The 5,477-nt window shown below is 69.6% G+C and carries 6 protein-coding genes and 3 pseudogenes; 6 read left to right on the forward strand and 3 right to left on the reverse strand.

The window, feature by feature from the left end:
- Positions 1-62: 62 nt before the first annotated feature.
- The 3 genes from V7Q31_RS17045 to V7Q31_RS17055 all read right to left on the reverse strand — a co-directional run bounded on the left by V7Q31_RS17045 (position 63) and on the right by V7Q31_RS17055 (position 2,413).
- Positions 63-359: a hypothetical protein gene (locus tag V7Q31_RS17045; protein ID WP_333835052.1), complete on the reverse strand. Its 297-nt coding sequence runs from the start codon at positions 357-359 to the stop codon at positions 63-65.
- 8 nt (positions 360-367) lie between these two features.
- Positions 368-1,219, reverse strand: coding sequence for a 3-hydroxybutyryl-CoA dehydrogenase (locus tag V7Q31_RS17050; RefSeq protein ID WP_333835053.1), 852 nt, complete (start codon positions 1,217-1,219; stop codon positions 368-370).
- 102 nt (positions 1,220-1,321) lie between these two features.
- Positions 1,322-2,413 carry a patatin-like phospholipase family protein gene (locus tag V7Q31_RS17055; protein ID WP_333835054.1) on the reverse strand — a complete coding sequence of 364 codons (1,092 nt, stop codon included), beginning with the start codon at positions 2,411-2,413 and terminating at the stop codon, positions 1,322-1,324.
- 235 nt (positions 2,414-2,648) lie between these two features.
- Here V7Q31_RS17055 and V7Q31_RS17060 point away from each other — a divergent pair, with 235 nt between their 5' ends.
- From V7Q31_RS17060 to V7Q31_RS19240, 6 genes and pseudogenes are all read left to right on the forward strand, one after another.
- Positions 2,649-2,912, forward strand: a complete 264-nt coding sequence (locus V7Q31_RS17060; protein WP_333835055.1) for a hypothetical protein — start codon at positions 2,649-2,651, stop codon at positions 2,910-2,912.
- The gene (locus V7Q31_RS17065; protein ID WP_333835056.1) at positions 2,873-3,547 is read left to right on the forward strand and encodes a magnesium transporter; all 675 of its coding nucleotides are present in this window, start codon (positions 2,873-2,875) and stop codon (positions 3,545-3,547) included. The genes V7Q31_RS17060 and V7Q31_RS17065 overlap by 40 nt, the downstream gene beginning before the upstream one ends.
- Before the next feature lie 117 nt (positions 3,548-3,664).
- Complete coding sequence (locus V7Q31_RS17070) at positions 3,665-3,817, forward strand: twin-arginine translocation signal domain-containing protein (protein ID WP_333835057.1); 153 nt, start codon at positions 3,665-3,667, stop codon at positions 3,815-3,817.
- Positions 3,818-3,853: 36 nt separating this feature from the next.
- Positions 3,854-4,667 (forward strand): annotated as a pseudogene (gene pstS / locus V7Q31_RS17075) (phosphate ABC transporter substrate-binding protein PstS).
- Between the two features lie 449 nt (positions 4,668-5,116).
- Positions 5,117-5,275, forward strand: a pseudogene (locus tag V7Q31_RS19235) (transposase); the annotation flags it as partial.
- Between the two features lie 102 nt (positions 5,276-5,377).
- Positions 5,378-5,477, forward strand: a pseudogene (locus V7Q31_RS19240) (IS5/IS1182 family transposase); the annotation flags it as partial.

A 5,477-nucleotide genomic window follows, 5' to 3' on the forward strand; every position in this document is an offset into this window, starting at 1 on the left:
CGCAGGGATGTGTCGCGCCTGCGACGCCGGAGCGCGGCGCGGCGCCGCGGACCGGCCCGCGCTCAACCGCGGATCGGCGGGGCGGCGAAGGCGAGGCGACCGGCCGAGACGTCGACGGGCTCGAGCGGGGCGCCCTGGTCGCGTTCGCGCATCCAGTCGGCGGCGATCGCGTCGGACTCCGCCGCCATCGCCGCGGTGGAGAACACGCTGACTGTCGTCAGCCCGTCCGCGCCCTCGATCATGACGTAATAGGCCGCGAAGCCCGGCGCGCGGCGAAGCCGGGGCGCGAAGTCGCGCTCGATCTCGCGCGCGAGCGCGTCGGCGTCGACCCCACGGTAGCGGCGGATGCTGACATGCATGGCGCGCCTCAACCGTAGCGGAAGAAGCCGCGACCGGACTTGCGGCCGAGATAGCCGGCGTCGACCATCTGCTTCAGCAGCGGGCTCGGGCGGTATTTCGGATCGTCGAAGCCGTCATAGAGCGTCTCCATGATGTCGAGCACGATGTCGAGTCCGATCAGGTCGCCGAGCGACAGCGGCCCCATCGGATGGTTCGCGCCCAGCTTCATCATCTCGTCGACGTCCTCGGGGCTGGCGAGCCCTTCATAGACGCAGTTGATCGCCTCGTTGATCATCGGGACCAGCACGCGGTTCACCACGAAGCCGTAGCTGTCCTTCGAGACCCGCGGCGTCTTGCCGATCGCCTGGGTCAGCGCCGTCACCTCCTCGCACACCGCGTCCGAGGTCTGGAGCGCGCGGATGATCTCGACGAGGTTCATCACCGGCACGGGGTTGAAGAAGTGCATCCCGATCACCCGCTCGGGGCGCTCGGAGGCGGCGGCGAGGCGCGTCAGCGAGATCGAGGAGGTGTTGGAGGCGAAGATCGTCTCGGGCCCGCAGATCGCGTCGAGGCTCCGGATCACCTCCGACTTGATCTCGATGTTCTCGACGATGGCCTCGACCACCAGCGCCCGGTCGGCGAGCGCCTGTTGGTCGGTGGAGGTCGCGATCCGCCCGAGCGTGGCCTCCGCCGCCTCGGCGGCGATCTTGCCGCGCTTGACCAGCCTCGCGAGGCTCGCCTCGATGGACGCCCGCCCGCGTGCGAGCGCCTCGGCTTTCAGGTCCTGCATCAGCACCGGGAACCCGGCCGCCGCGAAAGTCTGCGCGATCCCCGCGCCCATCGCGCCGGCGCCGATCACGCCGATCGCCTCGTTCGCCATGCTCCCGCGCTCCCCTCGACGCTCCGCCTGCGCGATGGGGATAGCGCAGCGACGCGACAGTCGCGCGACGGTCAAGCGACAGAGCGGCCATCGCCCCCCTCGTCAGCCGGCGTTGCGCACCGAGGGCGACGCGCTCGGCAGATTGCCGACGCCCTGGAACATCTCGCGGACATTGACGGTCGAGCGCACGCCGAGAAGGTCGAAATTCTCGTCGATCCACTTGCGCGCCGTGTCGCGCCCGACTTCGAAGAGCCAGGTCAGGAACGGCCATTCGACGTTGAGCTTGGAGGAGGCGTCGAGCGGGCGCATGCGTTTGCGCGAGGCGATGACGTGGATGTGCATCCGCCGGTAGCGCGCCGGGTCGAGTTGGCCCTCCTCAAGCAGGCGCTTGACGAAGTCGATGGCGCGCAGCTCGTGCATCAGCGCGCTGTTGAAGGTGATCTCGTTGATGCGGTTGAGGATGTCCTGCGCCGTGCGGGGCAGTTCGTCGCGCGCGATCGGGTTGAGCTGCACGATCACGATGTCGTCGGCGGGGCTGCCGTCGAAGAAGGGAAACAGCGCCGGATTGCCCATGTAGCCGCCGTCCCAGTAGGCCTCGCCGTCGATCTCGACCGCCTGATGCAGCGTCGGCAGGCAAGCCGAGGCCATCGCCACGTCGAGCGTCATCTCCTCGCGATGGAACACCCGACCGCGCCCGGTGCGCACATTGGTGGCCGACACGAACAGCTCCACCTCGCGACAGGCGCGGACCTTGGCGAAGTCGATCGTCTTGCGCGCCACCTCGCGCAGTGGGTTGTAGTTGAAGGGGTTGCGCTCATAGGGCGAGGTCAGCCGGTTGAGCACGTCGAAGAACACGTAGAGCGGCGAGCCGGCGAGCGACCACGAGCCGGTCAGCCGCGCATGCGGCGGGCGCTGGATCGGGCTCATCCGCGCGCTGTCGCTGATCGCCTTCCACAGCGCGGCGAGCCGCTCGCGCGCCGCCGGCGCGCCGCCCTCGTGAAATCCCTGCGCCATGGCGATCGCGTTGAGCGCGCCGGCGGAGGTGCCCGAGATCGCCTCGATCCAGAGCCGGTCCTCCTCCAGCAGCTTGTCGAGCACGCCCCAGGTGAAGGCGCCATGCGCGCCCCCGCCCTGAAGGGCGAGATTCACCGTCTTGACGTGGCGCGCCGTGCGCCGGGGAGAGGCGACCGTCATAGAGCGCTCGCTGCGCAGTCGCGCTGCTCAGGGAGATGATCGTCGCGCCTGCGCATGGGTCTCTGTCTGCTCCGGATGCCGCCTCGCGCGAACTGTGCCGCGAAGACCCCGGTAAGGGTGTGAAGAATGGATGACGGACCGGCGACGGCGCGCCGCGCGCCTCTTCCACGACGCCCTGTCGCCGCTTCGTCGCGGTCGCGCGCTAGGCGGGGAGCCGGGCGACAGGGGGCTGGACATGAGCGGCGATCTCGCGAAGCGCGCGGCCGGGGACGACGCCGGGGCGCTGGCGGAGCTGGCGGCGGCGCTGAAGAGCGGCGCGGAGATCGACGGGCTGGAGGCGCTCGCCTCGCATGAGGCCGCGCGCCTCGTGCTGTCGCTGCCGCCACCACGCCGCGCGGCGCCTCGGCCAGGAAATCCGCCGCCTCCTCCGGGGCGGACCGCGCCGAACGGCTCAAGGCGATGCCCGTCGTGGACGCCGAGGGCCGGCTGCTCGGCATGATCGCCGCCGACGAACTGCTCGCGATCGAGCGGGCGGAGGCGGCCGAGGACATGAAGGTCATGGCCGGGCTCGACCCCGACGCGAGCGCCGCCGACGGGCCGCTGGCGATCCTGCGGCGGCGGCTGCCCTGGCTGTCGGGCGGGCTCATCGGCTCGGGCGTCGCCGCGCTCGTGGCCGGCGCCTATGAGGACGCGCTCACCGAGGCCGCCATTCTCGCGAGCCTGATTCCCATCGTGATGTCGCTGGCCGGCAACGCCGGCATCCAGGCGTCGACCGTGACAGTCCAGGCGCTGGGGGCGGGCGCGCTCTGGGTTGGCGATCTGTGGGGGCGCGTGCTGCGCGAGATCGGCGGCGCGCTGCTGAACGGCGGCGCAGTGGGCCTGCTCGTCGCCGCCGGCGTGATGGGCATGGCGCAGATCGTGGAGATCGAGCGCCCGGAAATGCTCGCGCTGACCGCCGTGCTGACGTTGCTGGCGGTGACGGTTCAGGCCTCGACCATCGGCGCCGTCATGCCCATCGCGCTCGAGCGGCTGAAGTTCGATCCCGCCTTCGCGACCGGCGTGTTCATCGCCACCTCGAACGACGTTGTGGGCGTGCTGATCTTCTTCTTGATCGCAACGACGTTCTACATCTGACTACATCTGACCGGTCCCCGCTCGGGATCGTGGAAAAGCGGACCCATCGCGAATTTATCGCGAAACTGTCTGACGCCGCGGGCAGTGTGCGGCCATCGAACCGGGAGAGGGGCAACCATGAACAACACTCGGCGCGACCGGCGCGATTTCCTCGCCGCCGGAGCCGCTGCGATCGCCCTCGGCGGCGCTGGCGCCAGTTTTCCGTTTCCGCTCTGCGCCTCGTGGACCCAGGCGTTCAGCGCGCAGAACCGCGGCGTGCGGATCGACTAACAGGCGACCGGAAGCGGCGCCGGGATCCGCGCGTTCATCGATCGCACGGTCGACGTCGCCGGCTCCGACGCCGAGATGACGCCGGAGCAGATAGACTCGGTGAAAGGCGGCCTCGTGGTGATGCCGGCGACCGCCGGCAAGGTCGTGCTGGCCTACAACCTGCGCGGCGGCGCCGAACTGAAGCTGTCGCGGTCGGTCTATCCCGAGATCTTCCGCGGGGCGATCACGCTGGAACGACGAGCGCATCGTCGCGGCAAACCCCGGCGTCGAACTGCCCGACGCGCAGATCACGGTGGTGCGCCGCTCCGACGGGGCGGGCACCAACTTCATCTTCACCAACCATCTCTCCGCAGTCGAACTGGCCTTCCGCGACGAGATCGGCGTCGGCACCACCGTCCAATGGCCGAACTTGCCGAACTTCGTCGGCGCGCCCCGCAATGACGGCGTGATGGCCACGACAATGCAGACGCCGGGCGCCATCGGCTATGTCGAATACGGCTTCGCGAAGATGTCCCAGACGCCGATGGCCTCGCTCGAGAACGCCTCGGGCGCGTTCATCCAGCCCTCGAACGGGGCCGGCGCGCTGGCGCTGTCGAGCGGCGACTTCTCGGGCGACGGGCTGTTCGTGTTCGTCACGAACCCCTCCGATCCCGGCGCCTACCCGATCACCAGCCTGACCTGGCTGCTATTCTCCCGCGAGCACGGCGACCCGCAGGTGGCCGAAGTGCTGCGAAACTTCGCCACATGGGCGATGGGCGAGCGTCAGGAAATGGCCGTCAGCCTCAACTACGTCCCGCTGCCGGACGTCGTGAAGGCGGCGAACCTCGCGAAGATCAACGACATCCATTGACCTGCGGCGCGACCGGCCCCGCGCCGGTCGCGCCCCTCGCACGCCCGCGGAGGAGCCGCCGATGCCACCCAGCGACAAGTCCTCCGCGCCAGCCGGGCTCATCACGCGTCCGCCGTCCTCCGGCGAAGCCCTCGCGAACAGGGTCTTTCGCGGAGCCGCGTTCGGCGTCGGGATCCGCACCCTGCTGCTTCTCGCCTACATCATCTACGTGATCGGCGGCGAGGCGGCCCCGGCGATTATGCGCGAAGGTCTCGGCTTTCTCGGTCGAGCGGTCTGGGCGCCGGGTCGCGAAGAGTTCGGCATCGCCGCGGAAATCTGGCTCACGCTCTACAGTTCGGGCCTAGGCCGTGTGGACGAATTGACTAGGGTGCAGGTTTCCAGTTTCCCGCGCCGCGACTTGTCTGATCCATGGAGAGCCGACCTTGGGAGGGTTGGCGATGTCCACGAGGATGACGGAACGGGATTGGGATCTGGCGCTGGAGGTGTTCCGCGCCTGCCTGCCGAGGCGGGGCGCGAAGGGCCGGGACGACCGGCTGTTTCTGGAGGCGCTGCACTATTTCGCGGTCCACAACGTCACCTGGCGGGCGCTGCCCGAGCGGTTCGGCCCGTGGAACAGCGTGTGGAAAAGGTTCTCGCGGCTGAGCCGGGCGGGGGTGTTCGAGGCGTTCTTCGCGATGCTCGCCGAATGCAGCCGCACGGCGGGCGTGGTGCAGATGTTCGACAGCACCGTGGTGCGCGCCCACATGTCGGCCGCGGGCGCCAAAGGGGGGCCGAAGCGAACGGGCTTGGGCGCTCAAGAGGCGGATACTC

Source organism: Rubrimonas sp., from assembly GCF_036788415.1.
Classification (GTDB): domain Bacteria; phylum Pseudomonadota; class Alphaproteobacteria; order Rhodobacterales; family Rhodobacteraceae; genus Rubrimonas.

Bases quoted from the DNA above. Each gene is read 5' to 3' on its own strand.
- V7Q31_RS17045 (WP_333835052.1), bottom strand. From the start codon at position 359: ATGCATGTCAGCATCCGCCGCTACCGTGGGGTCGACGCCGACGCGCTC.
- V7Q31_RS17050 (WP_333835053.1), bottom strand. From the start codon at position 1,219: ATGGCGAACGAGGCGATCGGCGTGATCGGCGCCGGCGCGATGGGCGCG.
- V7Q31_RS17055 (WP_333835054.1), bottom strand. From the start codon at position 2,413: ATGACGGTCGCCTCTCCCCGGCGCACGGCGCGCCACGTCAAGACGGTG.
- V7Q31_RS17060 (WP_333835055.1), top strand. From the start codon at position 2,649: ATGAGCGGCGATCTCGCGAAGCGCGCGGCCGGGGACGACGCCGGGGCG.
- V7Q31_RS17065 (WP_333835056.1), top strand. From the start codon at position 2,873: ATGCCCGTCGTGGACGCCGAGGGCCGGCTGCTCGGCATGATCGCCGCC.
- V7Q31_RS17070 (WP_333835057.1), top strand. From the start codon at position 3,665: ATGAACAACACTCGGCGCGACCGGCGCGATTTCCTCGCCGCCGGAGCC.